We start from the raw sequence: 25,522 nt of genomic DNA, 5'->3' as shown, positions 1-25,522 counted from the left end.
TAGCGGTCACACCCTGTGTTGGAATGTAAAGTGGATAAATATTTGCAAATAAAAACAATTATGAGAGGAGGGTGTAGACGGTTAGCGGCAGTAGTTTCGAGTTTCGGCTGCAAAATGCGTGCAAATTACATTGAAAAATATTTGCACTGCGACAAATGGGGTGACGTCAGAGCAGGCTTAAGCTTGATGATTATATTATTTTCTGATATAAAACTCAAATGGCAGATCAAATTAAAGCATTGATTGACCGTATAAAAAAAAGCAGAAATACAGTGTTTTTTACAGGAGCGGGGGTAAGTACTGACAGCGGAATTCCCGACTTCAGATCACCGGATACGGGTTTGTGGAAAACAACATCCGCTCAGGAACTGCTTTTCATAGATAACTTTGTCAGAAAACCAAAAGAGTTTTATAACTTTGCCCTCAAATTTTTCGAGGATCTGCTTTATGCAGAACCCAATCTGTCTCACAGATTTATAGCCGAAGTACAAAAGCTTTCGGATGAGTCTTATGTTATTACCCAAAACATAGACAACCTTCACCAAAAAGCTGGTTCATACAACGTAATTGAACTGCACGGAAATTTTTATTACAGTTATTGTATGGAATGCTCCCAGGAATTTAAAACATCAAAAGTTTTCAATATGCTGAAAAAAGGTGAAAATCCTCCCTTATGCCCGATATGCAAAGGACTTATAAAACCGGATGTTGTTTTTTTCGGTGAAAGCCTTCCGCACGATGCTTTGAACAAAGCTGTCAAAGTTTCAGAGAAAGCTGAACTTTTTATTGTCATGGGCTCATCCCTTGTGGTCAACCCGGCCGCACTGATGCCCGGCTATGCCAGAAGCGGAGGGGCAGAAGTAGCAATTTTAAATCGTGATAAAACACCATATGATTCATTGGCAGATTTTGTAATTCATGATAACCTTAGTAATACAGTAAAATCTTTGGAAGAGGCGCTTTATGAATAAAGGATTCGACAGAATGTGGGCACCATGGAGAATGAATTACATAGATGGTTCGCATAAAAACGAAGGATGCATTTTTTGTGTCAAACCTAAACAGGACAATGACAGGGAGAATCTTCTTTTATACAGGGGAAACACGTGTCATATTATGATGAATCTTTTTCCTTACAATAACGGTCATATTATGATATCTTCATATAGGCACACGGGAAATCTTGAAGAGCTGAATGACGATGAAATGCTGGAAATTATGAATTTGTCAGGTATGTGTATCAAAGCTATGAAAAATTCAATAAATCCAGCCGGATTTAACGCCGGCTTTAATCTGGGAAAAGCAGCCGGAGCCGGAGTGGATGATCATCTTCACTTTCATATTGTACCCCGTTGGAACGGCGACACCAACTTTATGCCTGTGCTGGGTGAAACAAAAGTCATCTCGGAACATATTTTGCAGACTTATGATAAACTTAAAAAAGCTATAAAGGCGCTGGAGGAAAAATGAGAATAGTCAGTACAATAATTAAAACAGTTGTAATAGCGGCAATAGTAATTTTTGCTACACTGAATATGCAAACTGTGGATTTGCAGTATTTTTATGGTAAAGAACCTGTTAAGCTGCCTTTGTTTCTGATAATTATCGGTTCTGCCTTCATAGGCGTTATACTGGCAGTAATGGTTGCACTCTCTGAAAAAATGAAAACACGCAGAGAGATAAACAGTCTCAGAAAAGATTTAAAAGAGGCTGAAAAGGAAATCACAAGACTGCGAAATCTTCCTTTAAGTAAAGAAAAAGAATCCACAAAAGAACATGCTGGACAATAAGTTTCTTTTTGCAACATTACTTATAGCGGTTCTGCTGTTACTGTATTATATCTTTGTCATCAGGAGAAAAGACGATATGGACGAACTAAGCGGGAAGCACTTCCTTAAAGGTTTCGGTTTTTTAGCTGAAAACAATATTGCAAAGGCACTGGACGAATTTTCGAGTGTTATCATTGAAAATAATGATAATCTGGAAATATATGCTTCTCTTGGTTCCCTCTTCAGAAAAAACGGAGATTACGCCAAAGCTGTACACATCCACGAAAGTACACTAAGTAACAGCAAATTGACCAAATCATTAAAAAAATATGTGCTTTTTGAACTGGTTAAAGACTATAAAGCATGGGGTCAGTTCGATAACGCCAAGTACTATCTTGAAGAGCTCATAAAAACAGACAAATCACCTGTGCTGATTAAGTTTTTTGCTGAAATACATTTTATGCAGGAAAATTATTCCGATGCTGAAAAATACTACCATAGATATGAAAAAAGCAGCGGTAAAGATTATTCCGACTGGAGAGCTTACTGTAATGTAAAGACAGCTCAAAAAGAGGAAAATGTAAAGCAGAAAACAAAACTTCTGGAAAAAGCAATTAAAATCCACCCTTCATTAAGGATTGCTCAGGTGGAACTCATAGATTCATACTTTAAAGCCGGACACACAGAAAAAGGTTTATCTGCTGTGAATGAGTTTATAGAAAAAGATATGACATCTTCCTATGAGGACCTTCTGAAAATGCGGGGTTACTATTACGATTATTCGGATGTTAAAAGTTTTGACGAACTGATAATGAAGAAAGTTTCGTCAAAAAGTGATAATCCTTTTTATACGGTGTTTTTGTCTGACTATTTCATAAAAAAAGATGACCCGGAAAAAGCCCGGGAAGTAATCCGTGATTTTGTGGAGAAACACAAACCATATAAGTCAATTCTGAAAAGATACAGCCGCATCAAGTTGGATAAAGTTCTTATAAATACATTTATTAATGACCCTGAATATATATGTGATAAATGCAAAACCAGTTATAACGACTATTATACAGTTTGTGCAAACTGTAAATCATTAGAAACAATTAAACCTCTTTGAGATTATGAAAAAAACCGGCACACTTACGCCGATGATGGCGCAGTATTATGAAATCAAAGAGAAATATCCTGACCATCTTCTTTTTTTCCGTATGGGTGACTTTTATGAAATGTTCGGTGAGGATGCCAATGTAGCCTCACGCATACTCTCAATTGCACTGACAAGCCGTAACAAGAAAGAGGAAAATCCCGTGCCAATGTGCGGCATTCCGTATCATGCATACAAAAGCTATTTAAACAAACTGCTGGAAGCAGGGAAAAAAGTTGCAATTTGCGAACAGCTTGAAGATCCATCAACAGCCAAAGGTATAGTAAAACGAGGTGTGACAAGGGTTATTTCCCCCGGGACAGTAATAGATGAAGATTCCCTTGAATCTCACGACTTTAATATTCTTATGTCAGCATACAAGTCCGGAGAACATTATCATATTTGTGCAGTGGATACATCCACAGGGGATACTTTTCTCCAGCAGCAGAAATATCTTGAAGATTCACTCGCCAAATGGAATCCGAAAGAAATTATATCAAATATTGATTTGGAAATAAAAAATACCGGCTTTTATAAAATCAGCAGGAATCAACATATTAAAGCCGTAGAAGATAAGGTTACCGGGCACTTTGGAGTCAGAACACCGAAATCACTGGGGATATATGATAAAGAACTCCTTTACCCTCTTTCTTACATACTTAACTATCTTGAAGACAGTTTTCTGGAAGTTTCACTAAAAAAACCGGTTTTTTTAACGGCTGAGAATGAAGTATACCTTGATGCTGTAGCTGTCAACACGCTTGAAGTTGTGAACACAAGCTCAGACTCTGAAAATCCGAGTCTTTATAATATCCTAAACAGATGCAACACTGCAATGGGAATGCGTCTGCTGAAAAAATGGCTGCTGTCACCGAGCAGAAATCTCGGGGAAATATACAGAAGGCAGAGCATAGTTGAATTTTTCACTCAAAACAGTATATACCGGAACAGCATTAAAGATAAACTCAAACAAGTGTACGATATCGAAAGAATCGCATCCAGAATTGTTGCAGAAAGAAGCGGTCCCAGAGATCTCATATGGCTTAAAAATTCCATTTCCAATCTGCCCGGCATCCTGAATGTTCTTGAAGAAATAAGGCATCCGAACATTGACGATTTAAAAGAAGGCTTCGACACACTTGGAGATATTTATTCCCTCATTGAAAATGCCATAACAGATGAACCGCCTTTAAATATAACGGAAGGTGGAATTATAAAAAGCAGCTTCAACAATGATATTGCCCATCTCAGAGAAATAAAAGACAACAGCAGAAAAATGCTCGCCCGAATTGAAGCTCAGGAAAAGGAAAAGACCGGAATTCCAACACTTAAGGTAAGGTACAATAAAGTCTTCGGTTATTACATCGAAATAAGCAAAACCCATTCCTCCAAAGCTCCGGAACATTACAGAAGAAAGCAAACACTGGTGAATGCAGAGCGTTTTATAACGGATGAATTGAAAAAACTGGAAGATGAAATCCTGAATGCTGAAGATAAATTGGCAAAACTTGAATATGATATTTTTAAAAGTATCAGAAAAGATGTACGCAAAGAAAAAGACAGGATAAGAGAAGTTGCGGGCAAAGTGGCTGAACTGGATGTCCTGCTTAACTTTGCTGAAATAGCTGATAAATACAGCTACTGCAGGCCTGAAGTTGGAGATTTTGAAGAAATCAGAATAATTGACGGAAGGCACCCTGTGGTGGAAAACCGCATGAGTGAGCCTTTTATCCCCAATGACGCTTTTCTGGATAACAGTGAAAACAATTTGCTCATTATAACCGGCCCAAACATGTCGGGTAAAAGTACGTACATAAGAATGGTTGCAATAAACACCCTGCTTGCCCATACGGGCTCATTTATCCCTGCAGCAAGTGCCAAAATCTCTCTGGTGGACAGAATATTTACACGGGTGGGAGCAAAGGACAACCTGGCAAAAGGGGAATCCACCTTTATGGTGGAAATGGTGGAAACGGCAAATATTCTAAACAATGCCACTGCCAGTTCACTTATTGTACTTGATGAAATCGGCAGAGGTACATCCACTTTTGACGGTGTTTCCATAGCCTGGGCGGTAGCGGAATATATACTTAACAAAATCAAAGCCAAAACCCTCTTTGCAACACATTATCACGAACTCACCGATATCCCGAAAATCAACAGCGGAAGCAGAAACTACACCGTGGAAGTTAAAGAGTGGAAAAACGAAGTAATTTTTTTAAGAAACATTATTGAAGGAAGTGCCGACAGAAGCTACGGTGTTTATGTAGCCAAAATTGCAGGTCTGCCCGGCGAGGTTATCTCCCGAAGTAATGAAATAATGGCCACCCTTGAGAAAAATGAATACGGTATTGACGGACTGCCGAAGCTGGCTAAAAAGAATCGCAAATCACCACGCACAGAAAAGGTTGTGGAGCCTTTCCTTGTTTTTGAAGAACATCCGGCTGTATCAGAGCTGAAATCGGTAAATATAAACGACATTACGCCGCTGGAAGCATTAAATTTACTGAATAAATTGAAGGAAACGGTAAAAGATGAATAAAAATCTGAGTTTTGCAGGATACATTCTTTCTTCGCCGTCGAGGACGGCTGCATTTCTCTTCAGTGAGATCCCCCTTTGGGCTGTTTTTATACTGTTCTTCAGCGAAACATTTTCTTATGTGCAGGCCGTAATACTGGTGTTATTAATTTTTATGTCAAGAGCTTTTGTTAAATCTTTTGTGGATATGAATGTTTACTCCAGTTTTTTTAAGGAAATCACAAAATTTGTTTTTACTTTCTTTTCTTTTATCATTTTCGCCGTACTTATCCTCTCATCTGCCGTTGCAATAGCATTATCCGGAAGCAGTGTTTTTGCACTGATACTGTTAATTTTTATTATTATTTTTTCAGTGTTCCACGCTCTTTTCTTAAAACCCAATATTACAAGAAAGCTCTGGGGAAAAAACATCAAAACCCCTTCAACATTTTTTTATGATTTAATGATAAGTTTAGGATGGATAACCGTCTTTCTTTCATGGGGCAAAACAGGTCACATAGTTTTTATGCTTATAATAATCATATTGCTTCAGTGTAAAAAAATGATGAAAATGTATGAAAGTGTGTTATAAGTAAATATGCCTATATTAAATGTAATTGATTCGGGAAGTTCGGGAAACTGTTATCATATAAAAAGAAACAATATGCATATCTTTGTGGATATAGGGATATCCCGCTACAGAGTGGACGATGTACTGGAAGAAAATGACATCAAAAATGACAAAATTCTGCTTTTTCTCACCCACGAACATAATGATCATATTTCCGGGATCACCCCTTTTCTAAACAGATATAAGCCGGTTGTTTTTGCCAGCGAAGGAACAGCCGACGTGTTGAAAAAAAAAGGAATAAATGTTTCTGATTTTTACATTCTTAATAAGGACAGGATTTACGATTTTGAAGATATAAGTGTGCACCCTTTCCAGATTATGCACGATGGAGCTGAACCTCTCGGATATCATTTCACTTTTGATGACAAATCGATAACCTTTGCAACAGATCTGGGACACGCTCCTGCATATATTGAAGAATACCTGTCAGTCTCCGACATAGGGGTGCTGGAATCCAATTATGAAGAGGAACTGCTGAAAAATGGCAAATACCCCGAATATCTGAAAAAACGTATCCTCTCCTCCAAAGGGCATCTCTCCAATAAAGAGGCGTTAAATATTGCGGCTAAACTCAGCGGTAACAGAATCAAAAAACTGTTATTTGCACATGTAAGCGAAGAAAACAATGACTACGGTATACTTGAAAAATACAGTAAATTTGCCACAAAAAATTTCGGTTTTGAAACGAGCTTTTTAAGACAGAATTGCAAATACGGGATAAGTTTCTGAATGATACCTGTAATTATATTTGGCGTCACCGTATTACAGTTTTTATTTGTGATGCTGAATCTTTTCAGCCTCCCCGGTAATATGCTTGCTGCAATACCTCCTATTATTCTGTATTTCACCGATCTTATTGAACTTTGGCAGCTTATGCTAATCCTTGCCATAGTAGCTGCCGGTGAAATATTTGAATGGATATCCGGATTTTTCAGCGCAAAGAAAACAGGCGCCACAAACAAAAGTGTTTTTGCTTCAATCGCCGGTGCAATTGTTGTTGGAGTAATCATGGCTCCGTTATTTTTTGGAATCGGCGCGCTGATAGGATCTGTAATCGGCGCATTTGCCGGCACCTTTATCTATGAAAAGCTTGCCACATCGGATAACCGGACAGCTATTCTCCGAAGCACATCAATAATGAAAAACAGGATGTTCGCCATTGTTATAAAATTCAGTCTGGGTATTTCCATTGTTATCCTGACTGGAATCTACATCTATCAATAAAAAATTATTTTTTAAAGAGTATTAATGGTTATTAGTGGTTATTCATTGATATTTGTTGTTATTTATTGCTGCAGGTTGAGGCAAAAACTATTGCAAATCCAGTGAAATAGGCCACGCATTTCACGGGATAGGCCACATTAATCTCTTAAACTTTACTTTTACCTTCTTTTTCACCCTTAGTACTTAGCGCTTAACACTAATGAATACCCATAACCCATAACCCATCACCCATCACCCATAACCCATAACCCATCACCCGTCACGCATCACGCATCACGGCATTTAACCGTTTTCAAAATAAACCAGTGAGGCATTGGGCACAAATGCTCTCTTTTCGCCCTCTTTTAACAGTTCATTAATTTTACCGGTATCATTTATTTTTCTGAATCCCATGCGTTTACAGTCTTCATAATCAAGACGGGAATACAGATAGCAGTCAAAGTGTTCTGTAATATTCCGTAGATTAAAAGCAGTCTGCCGGTTTATTCTGTATTCATCAAAAAGCTTTTCAGCCATTTCTGATGTGGAAGAATAATCAAAAAAATTTTCAAATGTTTCATTACCATAACCGTCCTTGCATTCAGCAAAGAAAATAATTTTCCCGCCATCGCGTACAATACTTTTAACCCTGTCTATCGATTTCTGAGCCTGTATCATATTTATATCTTTAGGAAATCCTCCACAGGAACATATAACAATATCGTATTTGTCAGACACTTCAACCTTTGTTAGCTCCTTTAAACGCTCACAGGCTTTTATATGCGAGATAAACAGATCACCGCCTTCCACATCCACAATCTCACCATTTTCATTCAAAATCGTATTTATGGCAAAAAAGTTTTTCCCTGCCCTTGCAATCATAACTGCCTCAACAATATCATCGTGAACAGGGTTTTGTTTTAAGTTACCGGTACAGGCATAAGGATGCCTTTTCTTTGCTCTTTCATCCAGAGCCAGTTTGTGATTGTTCATGGCACTCTTACGGGAAGCTATCCCGGGCAGAATCATCTTCCTTGCTCCTCCAAAACCTGCAAAATAGTGATAGCTTACCGAAGCGATTGGAATTATTGTATCGTGATCAAAATATGCATTATTCAGAAGTACGGGAGTGGTGTGTTTCGTCTTACCATAATATGTCATACTTTCTGTATCATCCGGATCGTGATTTATAATATGTTGTGAATATTTTTCGTATACTTCATCCGTTAAAATTTCCCTTTTTTCGTCAACGGTAAGTGGTCTGTGAGTACCCACAGCAAATATAAAAGAAAATGTTTTTCCGTATGACTCAATTCTGTCGATAAGCTCTTTCAGAAAAAAGCATGCTCCTGATTTTCTTGTTATATCGGGTAATATTATTAAAACCGAAGATGCCTTTTGTAAAATTTCATCTATTCCTTCGCTGTAATGTGGATTTGAGTTAATCTTATAAAAAATATCCCGGCTGGTTAAGACCGGTTCGTTAAAATCTCTGTCCAGCGTTTCAATATTCCTATCACTGTTAAAAAAGATGGTTTCTTTACCGTATTTGATATTGATATCAACCTCCTATCTTGGACATCGTTCTTTTATAGAGATCTCTGCAGCTTCTGTTGCTCAAATGATGTTCTTCCTGTTTAATATTAAGACTCTCCCTGATTTTACTTTTTATATCCTCAATACCACCGTTTCTGATTACTTCCCTTACATCCACCTCATCGTCTGACAAAAGACACGGCCTTATTTTACCGTCTGCAGTGAGTCTTATTTTGTCACATTCAGAACAAAAATGCTGCGATATCGGTGTGATCACCCCAATCATGCCGCCTCCGGAAAGTTTAAAATTCTTGGCGGGGCCATCCAAAGCTTTTCTTTGAACCTTTTCCAGATTGTATTTTTTGGATACTATATCAATTATCTCTTTACCTGTAATAATATTATCCTTGTGCCATCCCGCTGAATTTCCGATGGGCATAAACTCTATGAAGCGGACAACAATATCATTATCGGAGGCAAAATCACAGAAATCTATTATTTCATCATCATTAAAGCCGCGAATAACGACAGTATTAACTTTAATGGGCTTTATACCTTCTTCTTTTGCAATATTAATGCCGTTTATAATGGTTTTAAGGTCAAAACCACCGGTAATATAGGAGTACCTGTCTTCACGAAGAGAATCAAGACTTACATTAATACGGTTAATTCCAGCTTCATGTATATCCTTTGCAAATTTGTGCAAAAGTGAACCGTTTGTAGTAAGAGTAACTTCCCTGATACCGGTAATATCTTTCACTTTTTTCAGAAAGAATGAAATGTTTTTTCTGACAAGAGGCTCCCCTCCTGTTATCCTTACCTTATTGACTCCCAGCTGGGAGAAAGCCTCGACAGCCAGAAGCATTTCCTCATAGCTGAGTATCTTGTTATGTGATAGGTACTGAAAATTGTCGTTGGGAATGCAGTATTTGCATTTGAAATTGCATCGGTCGGTGACGGATATGCGCAGATATTTATAGCTCCGTCCGAATTTATCCTTAAGATCTTCACTCATATATATCTTCCTCATTCAAATCGCTTTTTCTGCCGAATATTTTGGCAACAAAAACACTTATTTCATAGAGCAGGATAAGAGGGCCTGCCATCATCAGCTGAGTAAAAACATCCGGCGGCGTAAAAATCGCCGCAGCGATGAACAGTATAACAATTGCATAGCGTCTGTTTTTTTTCATAAAATCAGCCGTTATAAGGCCCATTTTTGACAAAAACAGAACAAAAACCGGCAGTTCAAAGATAATACCGAATCCCAGTATAAGACGGACAACAAAAGAAAGATACCATTGCAGCGAAAGCGATGCGATAACATCACCTTTGGCATAGTTAAGGAAAAATTTAAAACCAAAAGGAAAAACTATATAATAGGCAAAAGCAGCACCGAGAAAAAACAAAAGTGATGATACAATAACAAAACTAACCACATATTTTTTTTCGTGAGCATAAAGACCGGGAGCCACAAACTTCCACAGCTGATAAAGGATATACGGCATACCGAAAAAAACAGCCGCCATCAGCGACAGTTTTAGTTCCGTGAAAAAACCTTCAGTAAGTTTGAGCATCGCCATGCTTGAATCAGGTGGCAGATGTTTAACAACAGGTTTTGTGACAAATTCCAACAGGAATTCACTCTGCCAGTAGCAAAAAGAAAAAATGATAACCAGTAAAATTACTATTTTTATGATTCTGGACCGGAGTTCTTCAAGATGGGCAGTCAAAGGTATTTTATCTTCGATTCCCGCCATTAGGTTTCCCTGCTTTCACGTTTTACGTTTTCGTCGGATTCTTCTGATTTTTTCGTAGTTCCGTCTTTCTCGCCTTTATCATCATTATTTATACTTTTTTGATCGCTGTTTTCTTCTTCGGCCTGCAGTATATCCTGCTGCCATTTGTTTTTATAAACCTCTGAAATATCACTATTTTTCGAGCGGGAAGATGAAGAGGATGATTCGTCAATATCATCTATATTCACTGCATCCTTAAAGTCGTTCATCACTTTTTTAAACTCAGCAAAACCTTTTCCGAGTGCTTTAGCAACTTCCGGCAGTTTTTTCGGACCTACCACTATCAATGCCAAAACCAGTATTAAAATTACTTCTGTCATACCCAAACCAAACATATAAGACCTCTTTAAAGGATGACCAACCCTGCATATAAATATTTTCAGGAAAAATGATAGTTATACCGTGCCCAAAAATCAATAACTATTTCAAAAATTTAGTTTGGATCATTATTATGATTATTGATTTTTTCTTCGTATTTCCTGGCAATAAGTACATTTTCAGAAGGCTTTTCGTGTTCCTTTATTTTTTTTATATTTCTGCTTCCGCATTTGGTGCATTTAACAGGAGTATTGAGCCACCATAGAAAAGTAATAATAAGGGAAGGAATTCCCACAAATGTTCCTATAACAGGCATGAAAAATATGACCATCGCAATTACCAAAAAAATCCCGGGTGTCTGTGTTACCTTTTCCACATCAGTGTATTGCTGACAGTTTTCACACCATTTCAAACTCATAGGGTATATATTAATAATTTTCAAACGCTTGTCGAGGAAAAATGTTGTATTTAAGACAATTAAGCATTATCATTTAACATGAACCTGAGTTCATATTTATTAACAGGAGGTCTTCATGAACATTCAGCTAATTAGCGAATACGCAACAACTTATGGCCTTAAAATCATACTGGCAATAGTAATATTTTTTGTCGGAAAAATAGCGGCAAAGTGGTTAAAAAGACTTATAGGCAAATTAACTGCCAGAGGTAATGTAGATCAAACCCTTTCCAATTTTCTGGGTGATTTAACCTACATACTTGCAATGATTATCGTCATAATTATTGCACTAAACAATCTTGGTGTTAAAGCCACCTCTCTGATTGCCGTACTTGGTGCCGCAACTCTCGCCATAGGCTTGTCACTCCAGAGCAATCTTGCCAACCTGGGCTCAGGTATATTGCTGCTTTTCAACAGACCTTTCAAAGTTGGGGACTACGTCGAGGCTGCAGGAATAGGCGGCACAATCGAAAAAGTCAGCCTTTTCCAGACAGAGATGGTGACACCGGACAATAAAAAGATATTTATCCCAAACTCAAGCATAACCAGCTCCAGCATAACAAATTACGGAGCTTACGACACCAGAAGACTGGATCTGACCGTTGAAATAGATTATCAGGATGATGTTGAAAAAACCAAACAAATTTTAAAAGAGCTTGCAGATTCTGATTCCAGAGTCTTGAGTGAGCCTGAGCCTCAGATCGAATTGACTGAACTTGGAGCAAACGGAATTATATTAATATTCAGACCATGGGTGAAATCAAGCGATTACTGGCCGTTAAAATTCAGCATGCTGGCTCAAATTAATGAAGCTTTTAAGAAAAACGGAATATCCATTCCATATCCCCAAATGGATGTGCATGTAAAGCATACAGAGGGAGAATGATGAATGATAGATACCGTGATGCGTGACACCGTGAAGAGTGACACGTAATGCGTGAAGCGTGATGGGTAATGGGTGATAGGTTATAGGTTTGATGCTGTGTCCGTCCACTCAACAGTTGACTTTATAACGCTATCAAAAATACAAAAGATTTGGGAGCTAAGATTAATTTTTTCTTTTATCTCTTGAAATGAGAGCATATGCCGAATGGTTGTGTATGCTCTCCATATTGTCACTGGATACTTCAAACCATGTTATTCTGTCATCTTCAAGGAGTTTCTCAGCTATATTCCTTACTATATCCTCAACAAAAACCGGATTTGCGTAGGAAGTTTCTGTTATATACTTTTCGTCCTCACGTTTAAGCAGTGAATATATCGGCGCACTTGCACTGCATTCTGCAATATTAACCAGATCTTCAATCCAAACCATTTTGTTATATCTGACCTTTATTTTTACATAACTTCTCTGATTATGAGCCCCTGCACTGCTAATTTCCCTGGAACAAGGACAAACGGAAACGACGGGAACCTTCACAGTTGTGACGAAATCTTTCTCACTTTTTGTTGCATATCCTGTGTATTCGCATTCATAATCCATTAAGGATGGAAGATTAGATACCGGAGCCTTCTTTTCAATAAAATACGGAAACCTTACTTCCACACCAGCCACCTCGGAATCCAGTACTCCCATCATGTCATCCAAAATGTCCCCGAAAGACCTGATGTCTATATCTGCCTTATAGTTATTAAGAATTTCCACAAAACGGGACATATGGGTGCCTTTAAAGCTGTGAGGCAGCTTGACAAACATATCTATACGGGCAACAGTGTGTTGTTTCCCCTTATTTTTATCTTTGACGACAATGGGATAAAGTATATCTTTAATTCCAACCTTATCTATGGAAAGATTTCTGTCGTCGTTAAGACTCTGAACGTCTTTAAGCATCCTATTTCCGTTTTATTTTCTGTCTGTTTAACAGCATCTGATAGGGTTTTACCCCTTGGGGCATTTTGTCAATGTTCAACTGCATCCACATAGCACCATAATTCTGCATTTTCATCTTTTTACGGTTTTTCAGAGCTTCAAGATTGGATTCAAGTTTTTCATCCAGAGGGGCTTTGTTGCTGCCTTTTTGCAAAATCTGTATAGCTTTGTCCCTTCTTCCCATCTCCGTTAAGAAATACGCATAGACACTGTAAACAAAACCTTCTTTTTTGGCTCCTCTGACAGCTTTCTCCATAACCTTTTCCACTTTCTCATAATTCTTTTCTTTAAAATACATTGTTGCAAGCATACACATGCCCAGCCAGTTTTTGGAAAAGCCTTTCTCCAGATATTCTTTGGCGGTTTTAAAATCCTTCTTCATGTAATAAATTATACCGATCTGCGAGTTTATCTGCTCTTTGACAAAAATCTGCCATTTGGAGTATTTATAACCGTCTTTAAGCCTTGATATGGCTTTATCATATCTACCAGCTTTCATATCCTTTTCAACAGTCTTAAAAAGTGCTGTTAATTTATTGAGGAAACGCTTACCCACAACAAAATTTGCACCCAGCAGAAGTAGCACACCAACAAGACCAGCAAGAAAGTAGTTATATGAAAGGAAATAAACCCCGACACTTATTAATCCCGATACAATAAAACTGATTAAAATTGTTAACATTATTCACCTCAAAAATTGTTACTTATAAGCAGGGAAATGATTATATTCATATTCATAATATTTTCAACCTGTTTGAAAAATTTCAATCACGGGCAGACATTCAATACGGACATCTCAGATTCTGCTTTTCCGGCTGCAGCTTTTATTCCAAACTTCACACACTTTTCCGGTTTATTTTCATAACGGTAAAAATTTGTTTCCACTTCTGCCTTCATTACGAATCCGTTCCCTTGATTAATATAAAACTTGTATTTTTCTGCCTTTTCCACTGATTCCCATGAGATCATTACAAAAGTATTTCTCACTATGCTGCGCAAACGCCGGGGAGCAGGAATAAACTTTCCGGCAGTCAGATCAATTTTGGTTGTAAAAACACTGCCTTTGTTTCCGTAAATATCATAGGGTATGATTTCGATGTTGTTGACTTCTCCGTTTAACAATGCCGCTGTTAAGTTATCCTTCCTTCCTTCGTATAATTTTCTGCCGTTCACATACAGTTCGTAATACTCAAGATTATCCGGATACGTTATTTCCAGCTGAGCTTTCACTGCATCAGTTATCCTATAATCAAACGTTTTAATCTCAATAGGCTTGCTGTACGTGACAATCACATTCTTTTTTTCCGAATATACCTCTAAAAATCTGTCATAATAAGAAAGCCGGTAAACATATCTGTTACCCTGCTTCACACCTTTATCCAGAAAAGATTCTTCCGGTTTAAGGCGGGATAAAAAAGTGAATTTTTGCAAACATCCTTTATCATCGTACCCGGCCTTTTCTGCAAACATCACATACTCATCGGAAATATTTGCAATTTTCATTCCTTTCTCAGTGATTTTAGCCGAACGCTCTGCAGGCAGGGGCAGGTTGAAAGAATCTTTTGAGACAGGTCTTGTTTTCTTGCCGCAGGCAAACACTGACACCGCAATTAATACAACCAAAACAAATCTTTTCACGTTAAAAACTCCTCAGCTTCCTTTATCTGCTGCAAAACTGAGATTTTAGCCGTCCCCCCTTTAGCTTTCCTGCTGTCTACTGACTTTGCAACAACCACATATTCAAAAATATCACCCTCTATCACACGTGAAAACTGTCTGAATTCTTCCATTTCTAAATCTTCCAGACCTTTATTTTTGGAAAGTGCATATGCTACTGTTTTCCCCACTGCATTATGAGCTTCTCTGAAAGGCATACCTTTTCTGACCAGATAATCAGCCAAATCCGTAGCCGTTGAAAATCCGCCGCCGGCAGCCTTTTCCATTTTTTTCTCGTTCAGCTTCATTTTTGCAAACATTTCCGTAAAGATTCTCAAAGAAGATATTAACGTTTCCACACTGTCAAAAACGGGCTCCTTGTCCTCCTGCATATCCTTGTTATAAGCAAGGGGAAGCCCCTTTAATGTTGTAAACAGACTTATCATATTTCCGTACAGCCTTCCCGTTTTACCTCTTATCAATTCAGGCATATCGGGATTCTTTTTTTGGGGCATAATGCTGCTTCCCGTGCAAAAATCATCGGGCAAATCCAGAAAAGCAAACTCAGCGCTGGAAAAAATTATCATCTCCTCGGAAATTCTGGACAGATGCATTCCGCAAATAGATGCTGCTGAAAGAAACTCCAGAGCAAAATCCCTGTCACTCACAGAATCCAGGCTGTTTGAGGTTGGTTTGTCAAAACCTAATTTTTCTGCTGTGTAATCACGGTCGATATCAAAAGTTGTTCCGGCCAGAGCACCTGCACCCAGAGGGCACTCATTCATTCTTTCGCGTAAATCTTTAAAACGCAGAAAATCCCTTTTAAACATTTGAAAATAAGCCATGGCATAATGTGAAAACAGCACAGGCTGAGCCGTCTGCAGATGCGTATACCCCGGCATCACCACATCTATCTTTTCCCTTGATTTATCTACAATAACCTGCATAAGCTCCCTTAAGCATTCACTGATCTCATCAACCCTCTCTCTTAAATACATCCTGAAATCCGTAGCAACCTGATCATTTCTGCTCCTGGCTGTATGAAGTTTGCCTGCAACAGGACCGATCAATTCGTGCAGCCTCTTTTCAATAGCCATATGAATATCTTCATCTGCGTCGCGGAATTCGAAATTCCCTTCCTCTATCTCCGCTTCTATCTTTTCAAGCCCATCTTTTATCTGCCTTGCTTCGTCTTCGGCAATTATCCTTTGTTTTGCCAGCATTTCCACATGAGCAATGCTACCTTTTATGTCAAATCTATACAATTTCCTGTCAAAGTTGATGGAAGCATTGAATTCTTCCGCCAGTTTATGCGTGGACAAAGAAAATCTGCCACCCCATAACTTTTCAGCCATTTCACACCTCAATCTCGTATTCTTTTATTTTATTATGCAGTGTCCTTCTGGAAATTCCCAGTATTTCGGCAGCTTTCGTTTTATTCCCGTTAGTCTGTTTCAGTGCCTTTGCAATTAAGTTTCTTTCATTTCCTCTGACATCCATTGCACTGTCTTCCGAAAAATCTGAATGTTCAGGCTCCGGCAGATGGACTGCATCCAGTTTATCAGAAGTACACAGTATAATACTTCTCTCCACAAGGTTGGACAATTCCCTGATATTACCGGTAAAATCAAACCTCATAAGCTTTTGCATATAACTGTCAGTATAACCCCTGATAAGCTTGTTAAACGAATGGGAATATTTATCTATGAAAAATTTGACAAGCATTGGGATTTCCGATTTTCGCTCCCTTAAAGGTGGCAGATTTATGGGAAACACATTAAGACGGAAAAACAAATCTTCTCTGAAACCGCCTTCATTAACCATCTCTTTAATATTTCTGTTGGTTGCGGCAACAATTCTCACATTCGTTCTTATACTTTTTTCTCCGCCAACTCTTTCAAAAACCTTCTCCTGCAAAGCCCTGAGAAGTTTTGCCTGTGTGGGTAAAGGGAGCTCGGCAACCTCATCCAGAAACAGGGTGCCTTTATCTGCAAGTTCGAATTTCCCTTTTTTCTGGGAGACTGCTCCGGTAAATGCCCCTTTTTCATGACCAAACATTTCGCTTTCGATTAAATTTTCATTAAGTGCAGCACAGTTCACCGCAAGAAAAGGGCCGTTTTTCCTGTGGGAATTATCGTGAATTGATTTGGCAACCAATTCCTTGCCGGTCCCCGATTCTCCGGTAATAAGAACCGTAGCATCGGTAGGTGCCACCATTTTCAGCATTTCGATAATTTTTCCCAGCCCTTCTTCAGAATATACGCCATCAAAAACATAATCTTTAAGAACATTATCAGCTCCGGATACACTTTTATCCGACCTTGTCTTAAGATTGTTTTTTACCAAATCCAGTAAATTATCCGTATCAACAGGTTTGGATATAAAATCAACAGCACCAAGTTTCATTGCCTGTACAGCCGTTTTGACATTTGAAAATGCCGTTATAACAATAACGGGAATATGCAGATCTTTCTGTCTCATATGTGAAAGAAAAGTGAACCCGTCCATAATATCCATTTTTATATCCAGCAGAATCAGATCAAAATCACTTTCATCTATTAACTGCAGAGCTTCAACACCATTTTCAGCCTCTAAAACTTCAAACCCCTCATCTGCCAGATGTATTTTGAGCATAAGTCTGTGATTTTTCTCATCATCTACAATAAGAATCTTTTTATCCATTTTTAAAATCCTTTTCACTCTGCCCTGAAAAATCCATCTCCACAACAAAAGGGTCGGTACTTATTACATTAACTTTCCCTTGATGCAACATCAATATTTTTTTGGCTACAGCCAAGCCCAGACCCGTACCTTTTGATTTTTCCGTATAAAAAGGTTCGAACAGTTTTTCAGAATTTACCCTGAGCTTACTTTTAACCTCATTGATAATCTCAGCTCTTTTGGCTTTCTTATCCAGTTTTATATAAATATCTGAATTGTCAGGGGCACCCTGAACCGCGTTAATAATAAGATTCATAACCGCCTGCATAAGCTTGTCTTTATCAGCATAAATTTCAAAAGAGCTGCCTTCAACATTAACAGTCAAACCTTTGGCTTTTATATCATATCCCAGCAGCTCAATTATATGGTGAATAAGCTTTTCAAGGTCAAGTTTTTGAAACTCTAATACCATGTCCCTTCCGTAACTTAAAAAGTCATTCACTATTTTATTAAGCCTGTCTATTTCTTCAAGCGACTGAAAAAGGTATTCAGAAAGTTCCGGACTTTGAATTTTTTTTGCAGAATAATTTATTAGCCCTTTCATGGAACTCAGGGGATTTTTAATTTCATGCGCCAGGACATTGGCAAATTTACCGATTTCGGCTTCTTTTTCAGCCAGCTGCAGTTTTCTGCTTTTTCGCTCATATTCACCGATAATTCTGACACTGTAAAAGAAAATAATCACAAGCAGAATCCCCAGGATAATCACCTGAGAAACATCAACAATCGACTTTTGAAGTATTGAGGAGTACTCCCTTTTGTTCAGTAAGACACCGATATAATAATCTCCTGAAGAACCGTTATTATCATCCCACATACGCATCATGCCTTCGCCCATCATATGCCCGCCCATTCTGCCGCCCATACGGCCCATAGCCATACCGGCAAAGGGATTAAACCTTTTATACAAAAAGAATGACTCGTCCAGCTCAACCATTTCAATATTATCTGAATGTCTGCCAACCAACCCCTGATAGGAGGAAGGTTTCCTGTCGCCGACACTTAAAATTACTTTTCCCGATTCTGAGTAAACAACAATATCTTCTATTATTTCTTGTTTTGAAATATCCCGGGCAAACTGCTCAATTGTTCTTCTGGAAAACTGCTCATTCATCATAAATGCCCGGTTTCCGGACTCAAATGATCTCATCACAAATTCCGAAAAGTTTACAAGGTTTTCTTTATAACGTTTCAAAGACTGCAGGGAAGAGGAAACACTAAGAATCACAGTGGTAATTGTAAGAATAATGGCAATCAGCAAAACAATTTTTAAGTGTCTGGAATATCTGCCCATAATTTATTTAATTTGTATTATTTGGATAAACAAGTAAACAAAAAAATCAGCGGAGTTCATTTTTCATCCGTTCATACTCTTCTTTACTCAACTCTCCCGAAGCATATCTTCGTTTCAAAATTTCTAAAGGTCTCTGGCCTGTTTTCACATCAGAGTCTTCCGTTGAGCGATCCGATCTGAAGATATTAAAAAGCAGAAAAATAACCGCCCCGATTATTACCACCCAGATAATGAGATTGATAAATCCGCCTCCGAAAGGCATCATCCCAAAAAAATTTGCACAAAAATCACTATACATAATTTCCTCCTGTATCAATTAAATTATAATTAGCAAAAAAATGTCCAGAATATAAACAAAATGTCCAAAGCAAATACACCTTTCATATAAACAAGTTAAAACTCATCACATCCTTCACCCTATTCGTTAACTGTGCAGAATTTTCCCGCCAGTGAACAATTTTCCCACCAAAAGATTTTTCCCTCTCCACTTTTGCCTGCTTCAATTTCCCCATCTCCCTATTTCCCTATCTCCCTATTTCACTACCTCACTATTTCTCCCAAAACCCATAACGCATAACGGCATCAAACCATAACGTTTTCTTGACACCTGCAGGCAAGCTTGGTATTAATACTTGCAGTCTGTTTTATTACTATGACGGGGTGATTAATGCTCAAAAAATACCTGCTCTCGCCGGGGCCTACACCTGTTCCTGAAGAGGTAATGCTGGAAATGGCTAAACCGATGATTCATCACCGGACGCCTCAGTTTTCAAGAATTTTCAGCAATGTGAGAGAAAGATTGAAACCGTTATTCGGGACAAAGGAAGATGTTCTTATTCTGGCAGGTAGCGGTACTGCGGCCATGGAGGCATCCATTGTAAATACCATGAGTCCCGGGGATAAGATACTTGTGGTAAATGCGGGAAAATTCGGTAAAAGATGGATTGATATTGCCCAAAGCTACGAAGTCTTGGTTGAAAGTATAGAGCTTGCCTGGGGCAGGTCTGTATCAGCAGCCCAGATAGAGGAAAAACTCATTTCGCATCCGGAGATTAAAGGGGTGTTTGTCCAGGCTAGCGAAACTTCAACAACTGTATATCATCCCATTAAAGAAATAGCAGAGATTGTAAAGCTTAGGGAAAACACAATTTTCGTTGTAGACGGGATAACCTCTGTCGGGGTATATGAAACCAAGATGGACGAATGGGGTATAGATATACTGGTAACCGGTTCACAGAAAGCGTTTATGCTTCCTCCGGGACTGGCTTTCATTGCTCTTTCCGAAAAAGCATGGAAATTTGTGGAGACCTCAAAGAATCCCAGATTCTACCTTGACCTGAAAAAAGAGAGAAAGGCACAAAACAATGACACAACTGCATATACACCGGCTGTAAGCCTGATAATAGGCCTGAATAAGGTTCTGGAACTCATGGAAAAAGAAGGTCTGAAAAGCATCTACAACAGACACCGGGTTTGCGCTGATGCAACCAGAGAAGCAGCGAAAGCTCTCGGATTCAGGCTTTTGGCTCAGGATATCCCTTCCAACGCAGCCACCGGAATTATTATGCCGGAAGATTTTGACGGTCAGAAATTTGTCAAAGCAATGAGAGATGACAGCGGCATTACTTTTGCCGGCGGTCAGGATCACATGAAGGGAAAAATTGTCAGAATCTCTCATCTTGGGTACCACGATTTCATGGATACGATAATAGCTGTAAGCGCCTTTGAAATGGGAATAAAAAAAGCCGGACTGGATATAGAGCTGGGTGCCGGTGTTGCGGCAGCTGAAAAAATTATCATTGATCACATATAGGATTGTTCATGAATACTTCAAAAAGCCATATCCCTGAAAGGGCTAAAAAAACCAATAAACTTATTGCGGAGATTCACAGCACGTTGAACAGCTACGGTTATTCTGAAATTTTTCTCCCGCTGTATGAGTATTACGAAATACTGAAACACACCACCTGGGATTTCAGAGACGAAAATATTATAAGATTTATAGACAGAAACTCCGGTAAATCAATGGTCTTAAGACCAGATTTTACTCCTCAGGTATGCAGGGTTGTTTCAACGTACATGAAAGACTACCCTCTTCCGCTGAGGCTTCAGTATAAAGGAAGAGTTTTCAGAAATGTCAATATGAACAGAGGCTTAAAATCTGAAAAGTATCAGGTGGGCTTTGAAAATTTCGGCAGCAGTGAACTTTACGGAGACCTGGAGCTGCTTAATATAGCCGACAGCACAATGACCAATTTAAAAATCGAGGATTATCAGATTGTTATTGGAGACCAGAAATTCTTAAAGCTGCTGCTGGAAAAATTCGATGACAGCGAATATTACCTGAAACTTCTGACGGAAAAAAACATGGATGAAATAAAAAAATTCCTGAACAATAAAGATATTCCGGAGGAAATTTCACGTCTGCTCAAATACCTCCCCTTTGCATTCGGAAAACCGGAAATACTGGATAAAATACACGAATTGAGCACTTTCAATAACCTGCTGACCGAACGAGTCAACTACCTGAAAGAGCTTTTCTCGGGATTTGCCGAACTGGGTATTGACACATCAAAGCTCATAGTTGATATGGGAGAAACCAGAGGTCTGGGGTATTATACAGGGATAAATCTGGACATTATCAATGATAAAAGCGGCTCAATTCTGGGCGGTGGAGGAAGATACGATTCCCTTATGAGTAAATTCGGACAGAATATGACAGCCTGCGGTCTGGCATATAACATTGAAGAGATTATGCCGCTGTATAAACATGATTATGAAAGTGAACCATACGACTACCTGTTGGTGGGCAAACATAATTTTGTAAAAGCGGAGCAGCTCAGAAAAGAAGGTTACAAAGTGTTCTGGGTTGAGGAAGGAAGCAATATCGAAGCAATAAAAGAGCGCTACAAGTTTAAAAACATTACAATGTGAGGTTAATCATGAGTACTACGTTAATTTTAGGAGCACAATGGGGTGACGAAGGAAAGGGAAAGGTCGTGGACCTTTATACCGAACAAGCGGATGTGGTGGTTAGATTCTCAGGTGGTCATAATGCCGGACACACTGTTGTAATAAAAGGGGAAAAATACATTCTGCATCTTGTTCCTTCGGGAATTATGCACGAGGGCAAGCAGAACATTATAGGAAACGGGGTTGTCGTTGATCCTGATGCCTTGATACAGGAAATAGACGACCTTAAAAAAAGAGGAATAAATTTTGACAACCGTTTATTTCTCAGCAAAAGAGCCCATCTCATTATGCCTTATCATAAACTGTTCGATAAACATTCTGAAGCCAAAAAGGGAATTCAAAAAATCGGAACAACAGGCAGAGGAATAGGCCCGACTTATGCAGATAAAATGAACAGAGTGGGAATAAGGGTGTGTGATTTATACGATGATGAAGTTTTAAGAGAGAAAATCTTCCAGAATGTTTCCGAGGTAAATAATATCGCAACAAAAATATATGGACTCGAATCTTTGGATGCTCAAAAGATTTATGATGATTTCAAGCGTTACGCAAAAATTCTGGAGCCGTATGTCAGTGAAACAAGTTACCTCATTAACGAACTCTCAGCAGAAAATAAAAAGATTATGCTGGAAGGAGCCCAGGGAACATTACTGGATGTGGATCACGGTACTTATCCTTTTGTAACTTCAAGTAATCCTACTGCAGGAGGCGCTTTTACAGGCACAGGTTTATCTCCTCTTCATCTCACAAACGTAGTTGGTGTGATGAAGGCTTATACCACCCGTGTGGGAAGCGGTCCTTTCCCGACTGAACTTCATGGAGAAGAAGGTGAAAGCCTTAGAGAAGCCGGCGGTGAATACGGAGCTACAACCGGTAGACCGAGAAGATGCGGCTGGCTTGACCTTGTTGCGATGAGGTATTCAAAGCTTCTTAGCGGTATAAGATACATTGCTCTTACCAAGCTTGATGTTTTATCGGGCATGGATGAAATCCGCGTATGCACCGGCTATGAATACGAAGGAAAGGTTTATGAGACATTCCCTCCTGAAATAAAAATCCTGGAACACTGCAAGCCGGTCTACAAAACATTCAAAGGGTGGAAGGAAGATATAACAAAGGTCAAAACCTATAATGACCTGCCTGAAAATGCAAAAGCCTACGTTGAATATATTAAGGATTATCTTGACATAAGATACGCTCTGATTTCGGTCGGAACGGACAGAGAAGAAACAATTTTAATCAATGAAATTTTTTAAAAAACTTATTGACAACGCACAGCTGTTTTGTTATAAATTGCTTCCTGTTACAGCGAAATACGCGACAGACGCAGTTATGAGCCGTTAGCTCAGTTGGTAGAGCAGCTGCCTTTTAAGCAGCGGGTCGTAGGTTCGATCCCTACACGGCTCATTTTTTATGGCATCTTTTATAAACCAAGATGTCCCCATCGTCTAGCTTGGCCTAGGACACCGGCCTTTCACGCCGGCGACAGGGGTTCAAATCCCCTTGGGGACGTTTCTTCCACCTTATGGTGGGAAAATGGGCGGTTAGCTCAGCTGGGAGAGCACCGGCCTTACAAGCCGGGGGTCACAAGTTCGATCCTTGTACCGCCCATTTCAACAAGCTGGGGGCGTAGTTCAGTTTGGTTAGAACGCCGGCCTGTCACGCCGGAGGTCGCGAGTTCGAGTCTCGTCGCTCCCGTTTTTTTAAAGCCGCCTGAAAAGGTGGCTTTTTTATTTCAATAAATACCATATTGCTACTGCAAAACACATTTGCCGATCGCAGCTTTACTTATTGACAAACTATTATAAACATACGAAATTAAATTTTTACTACTATCACCGGCCTTTGACCGGTAAATATGTGGAACACATTAAACAAAAGGAAATCTGATGAAAGTTTTGGCAACAAACAGAAAGGCTTATCACGATTTTGAAATTTTTGAAAAGTTTGAAGCCGGCATTTCTCTTCTGGGTACGGAAGTAAAATCGGCAAAAAACGGTAAAATTAACCTCAAAGACAGCCATGTAAAAATCAGAGATGGTGAAGCTTTTCTCATAAACTGCCATATTTCCCCATACACCCAGGCAAACATTGAGAACCACGACCCGACAAGAACAAGAAAATTACTGCTCCATAAAAGAGAAATTAACAAGTTAATGGGCAAAACGAATGAAAAAGGGCTGACAGTAATTCCTTTGAAATTTTATCTGAAAAATAACCTTATAAAATTGGAAATAGCACTGGCAAGAGGTAAGAAATTGCACGACAAAAGGGAAACGATAAAACGCAAAGACATGGAAAGAGACATCAACAGGGATCTGAAAAATAAATACAAGATAAAGTAGTTGGAGGTACTTGAGATAATAGTATGAAGTGCTAAACGTTAAGTTTATCCCGTTAAACCTGCTTTTTTTAGGAAACAAAACATAACAACTAATAGCTATGAATAACAAACAATAACCAAATTTCTATTAACATTGAACTCTGAACCAAAATACCCCTTGCAATTTATCAAAATTTAAATATGTTGTTTAATCCAAGGATGTTTGAAAAGATGTCCGCTTTTGGGCGGAAAATTTTTCGTCATTTTTACCCTTAAAGGGGGTGAAATGGTTTCGACGGGAAGTGTAGGTTTAAGGAGCATGCCGAGGTTCGGTACCTCGTAAAACAGCCGAACCATAATAGTTGCAAACGACGAATTTGCACTCGCTGCTGCGTAGATAGCAGCGACGTCCTTGTAAAGTTTGCCTGTGACTTTGCAAAGGGCGCCAACTCAGCAGGCTGGCTCACTTTGATGCCTCTAAAAAGTGAGTGAGACTTAAGAGGCTTACCATTTCTTCCACCTGTCAGCGGGCAGAAGAAATGGGACATCTCAAACGCTGACTAAGCATGTAGCCGCCTTAAATTGAAGCTTAACCGGACGCGGGTTCGATTCCCGCCACCTCCATTTCAAAGAACTTTTAATGACTATAAATAGGTGCATACCCAATCATTTGATTATATATTTTTATAATAAATTTATCGATTTGAAATTTGCGAAAATATTAGCAATAATTTGTAAAAAATTTTTGAAATTCAATCTGAACGTATCCGCTTAAAAGCGGAACTTAGTCCGTTTCCAGTGCAAATCAAACAGCTGCCGACACAATCTTGTAAGAATACTATAAAGAATTTTGTTTGCCATTATATAGAAATACTTCAATACCTAACTGTCTTTTTTATCAAAAAAGCGATTTTTACAATTATTTAGTTTTTTACAATAACAATATATCACAAACTACACTGTTCAACTTCATATATAACATCAATATATTTTATAATAATACATTAGACAATTATAATTATACGCCCTATTTTTTTCAGTGCTATAGAAAAAATGCGGACAGCAAATTACAATCAGTTTAAATCAAATGGAAGAAAGGCAGGAATTTGCTGCCAGATTTGCTGCCCAATTTACCAACAGAACTCAGGCAAGACAACAAATTCAAGAGAATGTAAAAGCTGCTATGGAAGCCGGTATGTGACATGGTCAAGTAAAAATGTACAATTTTTTAAGCAACTTTTTTCATTCTATTGTTTTCCTCAAATTGTCTTGGGCTAACGTACCCTAAATACGAATGTAATCTTTTGCTGTTATAAAAC

Annotated in this window: 25 protein-coding genes, 4 tRNA genes and 1 other RNA gene; 18 read left to right on the top strand and 12 right to left on the bottom strand. The window is 38.7% G+C overall.

What is annotated here, in order from left to right; translation table 11 throughout:
• Positions 1 to 218: 218 nt before the first annotated feature.
• The 8 genes from UMU13_RS10970 to UMU13_RS10935 are packed head-to-tail and all read left to right on the top strand — an operon-like array spanning position 219 to position 7,277.
• Complete coding sequence (locus UMU13_RS10970; protein ID WP_328219103.1) at positions 219 to 971, top strand: NAD-dependent protein deacylase; 753 nt, start codon at positions 219 to 221, stop codon at positions 969 to 971.
• Positions 964 to 1,470, top strand: coding sequence for an HIT family protein (locus UMU13_RS10965; RefSeq protein ID WP_328219102.1), 507 nt, complete (start codon positions 964 to 966; stop codon positions 1,468 to 1,470). The genes UMU13_RS10970 and UMU13_RS10965 overlap by 8 nt, the downstream gene beginning before the upstream one ends.
• Positions 1,467 to 1,790: a LapA family protein gene (locus UMU13_RS10960; protein ID WP_328219099.1), complete on the top strand. Its 324-nt coding sequence runs from the start codon at positions 1,467 to 1,469 to the stop codon at positions 1,788 to 1,790. Before UMU13_RS10965 ends, UMU13_RS10960 begins: the two co-directional genes overlap by 4 nt.
• Positions 1,777 to 2,877, top strand: coding sequence for a tetratricopeptide repeat protein (locus UMU13_RS10955; protein ID WP_328219098.1), 1,101 nt, complete (start codon positions 1,777 to 1,779; stop codon positions 2,875 to 2,877). The genes UMU13_RS10960 and UMU13_RS10955 overlap by 14 nt, the downstream gene beginning before the upstream one ends.
• A 4-nt stretch (positions 2,878 to 2,881) precedes the next feature.
• A complete protein-coding gene (mutS, locus tag UMU13_RS10950) occupies positions 2,882 to 5,446 on the top strand; it encodes a DNA mismatch repair protein MutS (protein ID WP_328219097.1) in 2,565 nt (854 codons plus the stop codon).
• Positions 5,439 to 6,014 carry a hypothetical protein gene (locus UMU13_RS10945; protein ID WP_328219096.1) on the top strand — a complete coding sequence of 192 codons (576 nt, stop codon included), beginning with the start codon at positions 5,439 to 5,441 and terminating at the stop codon, positions 6,012 to 6,014. The genes mutS and UMU13_RS10945 overlap by 8 nt, the downstream gene beginning before the upstream one ends.
• Positions 6,015 to 6,020: 6 nt before the next feature.
• The gene (locus tag UMU13_RS10940; RefSeq protein WP_328219095.1) at positions 6,021 to 6,782 is read left to right on the top strand and encodes an MBL fold metallo-hydrolase; all 762 of its coding nucleotides are present in this window, start codon (positions 6,021 to 6,023) and stop codon (positions 6,780 to 6,782) included.
• A complete protein-coding gene (locus tag UMU13_RS10935; protein ID WP_328219093.1) occupies positions 6,783 to 7,277 on the top strand; it encodes a DUF456 domain-containing protein in 495 nt (164 codons plus the stop codon).
• 282 nt (positions 7,278 to 7,559) lie between these two features.
• On the opposite strand, the gene larA is transcribed toward UMU13_RS10935, so the two are convergent.
• From larA to UMU13_RS10910, 5 genes are all read right to left on the bottom strand, one after another.
• A complete protein-coding gene (larA, locus tag UMU13_RS10930) occupies positions 7,560 to 8,810 on the bottom strand; it encodes a nickel-dependent lactate racemase (RefSeq protein ID WP_328219105.1) in 1,251 nt (416 codons plus the stop codon).
• Positions 8,811 to 8,817: 7 nt separating this feature from the next.
• Entirely contained in the window at positions 8,818 to 9,807 is a 990-nt protein-coding gene (gene moaA, locus UMU13_RS10925; protein ID WP_328219092.1) for a GTP 3',8-cyclase MoaA, read from the bottom strand.
• The gene (tatC, locus tag UMU13_RS10920; protein ID WP_328219090.1) at positions 9,800 to 10,552 is read right to left on the bottom strand and encodes a twin-arginine translocase subunit TatC; all 753 of its coding nucleotides are present in this window, start codon (positions 10,550 to 10,552) and stop codon (positions 9,800 to 9,802) included. Before tatC ends, moaA begins: the two co-directional genes overlap by 8 nt.
• Positions 10,552 to 10,926, bottom strand: a complete 375-nt coding sequence (locus UMU13_RS10915; RefSeq protein ID WP_328219089.1) for a twin-arginine translocase TatA/TatE family subunit — start codon at positions 10,924 to 10,926, stop codon at positions 10,552 to 10,554. Before UMU13_RS10915 ends, tatC begins: the two co-directional genes overlap by 1 nt.
• 98 nt (positions 10,927 to 11,024) lie before the next feature.
• Complete coding sequence (locus UMU13_RS10910; RefSeq protein WP_328219087.1) at positions 11,025 to 11,327, bottom strand: hypothetical protein; 303 nt, start codon at positions 11,325 to 11,327, stop codon at positions 11,025 to 11,027.
• A gap of 115 nt (positions 11,328 to 11,442) precedes the next feature.
• Between UMU13_RS10910 and UMU13_RS10905 the strand changes: the two genes are divergently transcribed.
• Positions 11,443 to 12,252, top strand: coding sequence for a mechanosensitive ion channel family protein (locus tag UMU13_RS10905; protein WP_328219086.1), 810 nt, complete (start codon positions 11,443 to 11,445; stop codon positions 12,250 to 12,252).
• A 162-nt stretch (positions 12,253 to 12,414) separates the two neighbouring features.
• On the opposite strand, the gene folE2 is transcribed toward UMU13_RS10905, so the two are convergent.
• The 7 genes from folE2 to UMU13_RS10870 all read right to left on the bottom strand — a co-directional run bounded on the left by folE2 (position 12,415) and on the right by UMU13_RS10870 (position 19,205).
• The gene (folE2, locus tag UMU13_RS10900) at positions 12,415 to 13,197 is read right to left on the bottom strand and encodes a GTP cyclohydrolase FolE2 (RefSeq protein ID WP_328219083.1); all 783 of its coding nucleotides are present in this window, start codon (positions 13,195 to 13,197) and stop codon (positions 12,415 to 12,417) included.
• Position 13,198: 1 nt separating this feature from the next.
• The gene (locus UMU13_RS10895; RefSeq protein ID WP_013885813.1) at positions 13,199 to 13,918 is read right to left on the bottom strand and encodes a tetratricopeptide repeat protein; all 720 of its coding nucleotides are present in this window, start codon (positions 13,916 to 13,918) and stop codon (positions 13,199 to 13,201) included.
• Between the two features lie 86 nt (positions 13,919 to 14,004).
• Entirely contained in the window at positions 14,005 to 14,874 is an 870-nt protein-coding gene (locus UMU13_RS10890) for a hypothetical protein (RefSeq protein WP_328219081.1), read from the bottom strand.
• Positions 14,871 to 16,247 (bottom strand): argininosuccinate lyase, encoded by a 1,377-nt coding sequence (argH, locus tag UMU13_RS10885; protein ID WP_328219080.1) that lies wholly within the window; start codon positions 16,245 to 16,247, stop codon positions 14,871 to 14,873. Before argH ends, UMU13_RS10890 begins: the two co-directional genes overlap by 4 nt.
• A 1-nt stretch (position 16,248) precedes the next feature.
• Positions 16,249 to 17,574, bottom strand: coding sequence for a sigma-54-dependent transcriptional regulator (locus tag UMU13_RS10880; RefSeq protein WP_328219078.1), 1,326 nt, complete (start codon positions 17,572 to 17,574; stop codon positions 16,249 to 16,251).
• Complete coding sequence (locus UMU13_RS10875; protein ID WP_328219076.1) at positions 17,567 to 18,907, bottom strand: ATP-binding protein; 1,341 nt, start codon at positions 18,905 to 18,907, stop codon at positions 17,567 to 17,569. Before UMU13_RS10875 ends, UMU13_RS10880 begins: the two co-directional genes overlap by 8 nt.
• Positions 18,908 to 18,953: 46 nt before the next feature.
• Positions 18,954 to 19,205 carry an SHOCT domain-containing protein gene (locus UMU13_RS10870; protein ID WP_328219074.1) on the bottom strand — a complete coding sequence of 84 codons (252 nt, stop codon included), beginning with the start codon at positions 19,203 to 19,205 and terminating at the stop codon, positions 18,954 to 18,956.
• Between the two features lie 369 nt (positions 19,206 to 19,574).
• On the opposite strand from UMU13_RS10870, the gene UMU13_RS10865 reads away from it, so the two are divergent.
• From UMU13_RS10865 to ssrA, 9 genes are all read left to right on the top strand, one after another.
• Positions 19,575 to 20,720, top strand: coding sequence for a pyridoxal-phosphate-dependent aminotransferase family protein (locus UMU13_RS10865; protein ID WP_328219073.1), 1,146 nt, complete (start codon positions 19,575 to 19,577; stop codon positions 20,718 to 20,720).
• Positions 20,721 to 20,728: 8 nt separating this feature from the next.
• A complete protein-coding gene (locus UMU13_RS10860) occupies positions 20,729 to 21,841 on the top strand; it encodes an ATP phosphoribosyltransferase regulatory subunit (protein ID WP_328219071.1) in 1,113 nt (370 codons plus the stop codon).
• 8 nt (positions 21,842 to 21,849) lie between these two features.
• On the top strand, positions 21,850 to 23,136 hold the full coding sequence (locus tag UMU13_RS10855) for an adenylosuccinate synthase (RefSeq protein ID WP_328219070.1): 1,287 nt from the start codon (positions 21,850 to 21,852) through the stop codon (positions 23,134 to 23,136).
• A gap of 78 nt (positions 23,137 to 23,214) precedes the next feature.
• A tRNA-Lys gene (locus tag UMU13_RS10850) sits at positions 23,215 to 23,287 on the top strand.
• Between the two features lie 30 nt (positions 23,288 to 23,317).
• Positions 23,318 to 23,392, top strand: a tRNA-Glu gene (locus UMU13_RS10845).
• A gap of 26 nt (positions 23,393 to 23,418) precedes the next feature.
• Positions 23,419 to 23,491 (top strand) — tRNA-Val (locus UMU13_RS10840).
• A 12-nt stretch (positions 23,492 to 23,503) separates the two neighbouring features.
• Positions 23,504 to 23,578: transfer RNA gene (locus tag UMU13_RS10835), tRNA-Asp, on the top strand.
• Between the two features lie 191 nt (positions 23,579 to 23,769).
• Positions 23,770 to 24,225, top strand: coding sequence for an SsrA-binding protein SmpB (smpB, locus tag UMU13_RS10830; protein WP_273266839.1), 456 nt, complete (start codon positions 23,770 to 23,772; stop codon positions 24,223 to 24,225).
• A 255-nt stretch (positions 24,226 to 24,480) separates the two neighbouring features.
• Positions 24,481 to 24,830, top strand: a transfer-messenger RNA (tmRNA) gene (gene ssrA / locus UMU13_RS10825).
• Positions 24,831 to 25,522: the final 692 nt, after the last annotated feature.

Source organism: Flexistipes sp. (assembly GCF_036172515.1).
Lineage (GTDB): Bacteria > Chrysiogenota > Deferribacteres > Deferribacterales > Flexistipitaceae > Flexistipes.
Note: the sequence above shows the minus strand (reverse complement) of the source record. Positions and strands in the feature narration are given on the sequence as shown.

Excerpts from the sequence above, each read along its gene's own strand:
- UMU13_RS10865 (WP_328219073.1), top strand. The coding sequence starts at position 19,575 with ATGCTCAAAAAATACCTGCTCTCGCCGGGGCCTACACCTGTTCCTGAA.
- UMU13_RS10965 (WP_328219102.1), top strand. The coding sequence starts at position 964 with ATGAATAAAGGATTCGACAGAATGTGGGCACCATGGAGAATGAATTAC.
- smpB (WP_273266839.1), top strand. The coding sequence starts at position 23,770 with ATGAAAGTTTTGGCAACAAACAGAAAGGCTTATCACGATTTTGAAATT.
- UMU13_RS10895 (WP_013885813.1), bottom strand. The coding sequence starts at position 13,918 with ATGTTAACAATTTTAATCAGTTTTATTGTATCGGGATTAATAAGTGTC.
- UMU13_RS10935 (WP_328219093.1), top strand. The coding sequence starts at position 6,783 with ATGATACCTGTAATTATATTTGGCGTCACCGTATTACAGTTTTTATTT.
- UMU13_RS10945 (WP_328219096.1), top strand. The coding sequence starts at position 5,439 with ATGAATAAAAATCTGAGTTTTGCAGGATACATTCTTTCTTCGCCGTCG.
- UMU13_RS10860 (WP_328219071.1), top strand. The coding sequence starts at position 20,729 with ATGAATACTTCAAAAAGCCATATCCCTGAAAGGGCTAAAAAAACCAAT.
- UMU13_RS10970 (WP_328219103.1), top strand. The coding sequence starts at position 219 with ATGGCAGATCAAATTAAAGCATTGATTGACCGTATAAAAAAAAGCAGA.
- UMU13_RS10880 (WP_328219078.1), bottom strand. The coding sequence starts at position 17,574 with ATGGATAAAAAGATTCTTATTGTAGATGATGAGAAAAATCACAGACTT.
- UMU13_RS10905 (WP_328219086.1), top strand. The coding sequence starts at position 11,443 with ATGAACATTCAGCTAATTAGCGAATACGCAACAACTTATGGCCTTAAA.
- moaA (WP_328219092.1), bottom strand. The coding sequence starts at position 9,807 with ATGAGTGAAGATCTTAAGGATAAATTCGGACGGAGCTATAAATATCTG.
- mutS (WP_328219097.1), top strand. The coding sequence starts at position 2,882 with ATGAAAAAAACCGGCACACTTACGCCGATGATGGCGCAGTATTATGAA.
- UMU13_RS10870 (WP_328219074.1), bottom strand. The coding sequence starts at position 19,205 with ATGTATAGTGATTTTTGTGCAAATTTTTTTGGGATGATGCCTTTCGGA.
- UMU13_RS10910 (WP_328219087.1), bottom strand. The coding sequence starts at position 11,327 with ATGAGTTTGAAATGGTGTGAAAACTGTCAGCAATACACTGATGTGGAA.
- UMU13_RS10955 (WP_328219098.1), top strand. The coding sequence starts at position 1,777 with ATGCTGGACAATAAGTTTCTTTTTGCAACATTACTTATAGCGGTTCTG.
- argH (WP_328219080.1), bottom strand. The coding sequence starts at position 16,247 with ATGGCTGAAAAGTTATGGGGTGGCAGATTTTCTTTGTCCACGCATAAA.
- folE2 (WP_328219083.1), bottom strand. The coding sequence starts at position 13,197 with ATGCTTAAAGACGTTCAGAGTCTTAACGACGACAGAAATCTTTCCATA.
- UMU13_RS10875 (WP_328219076.1), bottom strand. The coding sequence starts at position 18,907 with ATGGGCAGATATTCCAGACACTTAAAAATTGTTTTGCTGATTGCCATT.
- UMU13_RS10940 (WP_328219095.1), top strand. The coding sequence starts at position 6,021 with ATGCCTATATTAAATGTAATTGATTCGGGAAGTTCGGGAAACTGTTAT.
- UMU13_RS10915 (WP_328219089.1), bottom strand. The coding sequence starts at position 10,926 with ATGTTTGGTTTGGGTATGACAGAAGTAATTTTAATACTGGTTTTGGCA.
- UMU13_RS10960 (WP_328219099.1), top strand. The coding sequence starts at position 1,467 with ATGAGAATAGTCAGTACAATAATTAAAACAGTTGTAATAGCGGCAATA.
- tatC (WP_328219090.1), bottom strand. The coding sequence starts at position 10,552 with ATGGCGGGAATCGAAGATAAAATACCTTTGACTGCCCATCTTGAAGAA.
- UMU13_RS10855 (WP_328219070.1), top strand. The coding sequence starts at position 21,850 with ATGAGTACTACGTTAATTTTAGGAGCACAATGGGGTGACGAAGGAAAG.